The 3,164-nt window shown below is 43.7% G+C and carries 3 protein-coding genes and 1 pseudogene; 1 reads left to right on the forward strand and 3 read right to left on the reverse strand.

The annotated features are described in order from the left end of the window. The 3 genes from rtcA to IQ229_RS20465 form a co-directional block, all read right to left on the reverse strand. A partial coding sequence (gene rtcA, locus IQ229_RS20455) for an RNA 3'-terminal phosphate cyclase (protein WP_194046882.1) occupies positions 1 to 523 on the reverse strand: 523 nt, incomplete at its 3' end. Positions 524 to 668: 145 nt separating this feature from the next. After that, positions 669 to 2,015: an FAD-binding oxidoreductase gene (locus IQ229_RS20460; RefSeq protein WP_194046884.1), complete on the reverse strand. Its 1,347-nt coding sequence runs from the start codon at positions 2,013 to 2,015 to the stop codon at positions 669 to 671. 168 nt (positions 2,016 to 2,183) lie between these two features. After that, positions 2,184 to 2,846, reverse strand: a complete 663-nt coding sequence (locus IQ229_RS20465) for a GIY-YIG nuclease family protein (RefSeq protein WP_194046886.1) — start codon at positions 2,844 to 2,846, stop codon at positions 2,184 to 2,186. A gap of 170 nt (positions 2,847 to 3,016) precedes the next feature. Here IQ229_RS20465 and IQ229_RS24270 point away from each other — a divergent pair. Continuing rightward, positions 3,017 to 3,164 (forward strand): annotated as a pseudogene (locus tag IQ229_RS24270) (sugar ABC transporter permease); the annotation flags it as partial.

A 3,164-nucleotide genomic window follows, 5' to 3' on the forward strand; every position in this document is an offset into this window, starting at 1 on the left:
CCTGTAACTCTACCTCCCCCCCACCTTGGGGATACCACCCCCAAGCGCCTAACTTGACTTGGGCTTCTACACCCATGCGTTGCAGTATAGGCAGATAAACTTGCTCAATGTACGTCGCTGTCGGGCTAAAGTTCACATGAGTTCCACCCTTTAGTGTCACTAGAGAATTGCCAGATGCTAGTGCCAAAGGTAAGAGAATTGTTTGAAGAACTAAAGCGATCGCACCCGCAGAACCACCTTGTTGTGCTTTACTAACATCAAAGGTATAAACTCCAGCTTGCACAGCACTACCTGGGATGAATTCCAGCAGCATTGAACCCAAAGCATCACCCCGTAGTTGGGCATTACAAATTCTCGCCGCAGCCCGAACTGCTGTTAAATGTTGTGCTGCTAATCCTGGCTTTTTGCGTCCAGCGCGAATGCCTGTAATTCGTATGGGTTCGCCGGTAATGGCGGCTAGACTTAAGGAAGTGCGAAGAACTTGTCCGCCTCCCTCTCCGTAGGAACCGTCAATTTCAATCATGGGCGATTATTGGAATGTTGGATTTTGGGTTATCCCCACGGCTGTTAAAATCAAACCACAAATTATAAACGCCCAGCAACTAGCTTTTTGGAGGTAGGTTACACAAATATACAGAGAAATTTCTGATACGTGTTTCTGTAGTTTGCTAATTTTGAATTTGGAATTGAAGAACCTTGCTTTTACCGGGGTTCATCAACCCATAAGGATCGACTATTTCTTTAAATTTTAACTGCTCAGGATCGATAACTTTTCTGCCACCGTCTTCAATAATATACGTATGAGGATTGGCAATACTCACACCCTGTTCTTCGTGATAGCGGATAATTTCATTGAGGCGTTCTTCTGTGGTGTAGCGCACGAGTTGCAATGCACCAGGAACTACGACACCATTCACCCGAAAAAATTCTAAATGCATCATTACCTCATCGCCGAAGTAATTATACATCTGCTCTACTACTTGCAAACTGCGATCGCTAGGAAAGAGACTTTGTAAGTATGTAATATCAGTATCTACACTCCGGGCAAGTAAGGTAGTGTGGTTCCAGGAAAACTCTGCTAAATGTGTACCTTTGGCTGCTTCCTCGGCTGATTTTTTATATGTAATCTGGCCGCCGTATTGCTGCACCAAAGCCGGTAAGAATTCCAAACTCGGTTCGGAAATTATCAGAAATACTAAGTGAGTTCCTTCAGGAATATACTCTTGTACTGCGTGAAAGTATTGCGAAATTGGGGATGCAAAGACAGAAATCAACTTCTTAATCATGCCATCAGCATTGCCAATTGTCTGACCAAACTTTGCTGCTGTCATAAAGTCGTCAAAGGTGACAATGACTTCTGCCCAAGGATAAGCTGGCCCTAAAGGAATTTCGACTTCAGTGATGATGCCATTAATTCCCCAAGCATGATTTACCTTTAGGACATCATCGCCGCGTAATGCGATCGCACGGGGTTCATCTTCTACAGTTACCACTCGCAGTGCTAAGATATTACCGCGATCGGCTAATAACCCATATTGGATCGAGCCAATACCGCCACTTCCCCCAGCAATAAATCCGCCAATTGTCGCTGTGCGGTACGTAGAGGGTGCCATACGAATTTCCCAGCCGATTTCTCGTGTTCTTTTATCCAAAGCTGCCAACTTCACCCCAGCTTCCACCCGCGCCACTCCCGGTTTTACCCAAAGAATCTCTTGCAACCGCGTCATATCTAAAATTACGCCACCGTGCAAAGGTACACATTGCCCATAATTCCCAGTTCCCGCACCTCGCACAGTTACAGGTATACGATGTTTTGCACAGGCAGCTGCAACTTTTAAAACCTCTGCTTCATTAGCGGGACGAACTACAATATCCCCAACTTTTCCCTCTAATTTCGACACTAACACAGGGCTAAAAGTGTGATAATCCTGGGATAATTTTGCGACTTGGGTAGAGTCAGTAATAATTTCTATACCTTCTAAAGAATTAATCAGAGCATCTAATTTTGTCGTCATATATATCCTTTTTTTTTAACGCAGAGGAACGCAAAGAATTCACTCCTCTGCGAACCTTTGCGCTTCCCTCAGCGCCCCTTTGCGTTTTAAAATCTTAACTCTCATCTTTCACAGAACTTTCATGCCACTTACTCAAAAAGTCAGATAGCGCAATCAAGCATACAAAAATCAATACTTAGTTTCCTGTGTCTGTGCGTCAATAATTACACTCCAGTCATCGTTTGTCACAGCAGCTTCAAGTTGACGCTGACGTTCGGCTTCACTCGCATCTATTGTTTCTAACTCTTTAGAAAGGGTTGTATCAGCCATTGCTTTCCGCAGTTTTAGCTTTTTCTCCTCGTAGGCTTGAAGTTGGGCTTCTGACATTACCGCCTTAGTCGCTTCACCTACCGTACTAGCCCACATTCCGCTTTCAGTTGCATTACCAAGTGGCGTACTTTCGAGTTCTGCTATCCATGCATCTCGCAAATCTTCCATTTCTTGACGTTTGGGGAACTTGAATGCTTGCACACGTACAAAAGCACACTTTTGCTCGCCATTTTGGCGAAGATGGCTGTTTAGGGAAAGCAACACATTCCGAGAATAGCCAATGTACTGCGTGCGGCGTTCTGCATCTAATACTGCATAAACTCCGGCAATTTTAGCGTTCTGAGCAGCCACACTCCAAGCCTCAAAGTCAATGATTTCAGTACCATTGTTTGCCAGTTCAGGAGTTATACTCACCTCAATGGCGGCGTGTTCGTTGTCAGAACTATACAAAAAATCATGCAGTCCACGGTGGTTTATGGGGACATTTTGATGTTCAATTGGCGGATTGTGCTGAGTTTCCATTGCAATTGATCTCCAAGTTATTAATTAACGATGTCTACGACGAACTTCTCTACGAGAGGCTACGCCAATGCTTACACAAGCAAATAATGCTCTTAAAATATTGAAGCTTAAATCTACTCACATCTCCAAATTCTTGTTTTGACAAAGCAAAAACAACTATTAAACTTCTTATGAATCAATTGATACCTAAAAATTGGATGTTCATCAAACAGCGGCTTACCCCTTATTTATTTTTATTACCCGCCTTAGTTCTTTTAGGTTTAACTGTCTTTTGGCCTGCATTGCAAGCGTTCTACCTCAGCTTTACCAGCTATGAAG

The sequence above is a fragment of the Nostoc cf. edaphicum LEGE 07299 genome, assembly GCF_015207245.1.
Classification (GTDB): domain Bacteria; phylum Cyanobacteriota; class Cyanobacteriia; order Cyanobacteriales; family Nostocaceae; genus Nostoc; species Nostoc edaphicum_B.

Excerpts from the sequence above, each read along its gene's own strand:
- IQ229_RS20465 (WP_194046886.1), bottom strand. The coding sequence starts at position 2,846 with ATGGAAACTCAGCACAATCCGCCAATTGAACATCAAAATGTCCCCATA.
- IQ229_RS20460 (WP_194046884.1), bottom strand. The coding sequence starts at position 2,015 with ATGACGACAAAATTAGATGCTCTGATTAATTCTTTAGAAGGTATAGAA.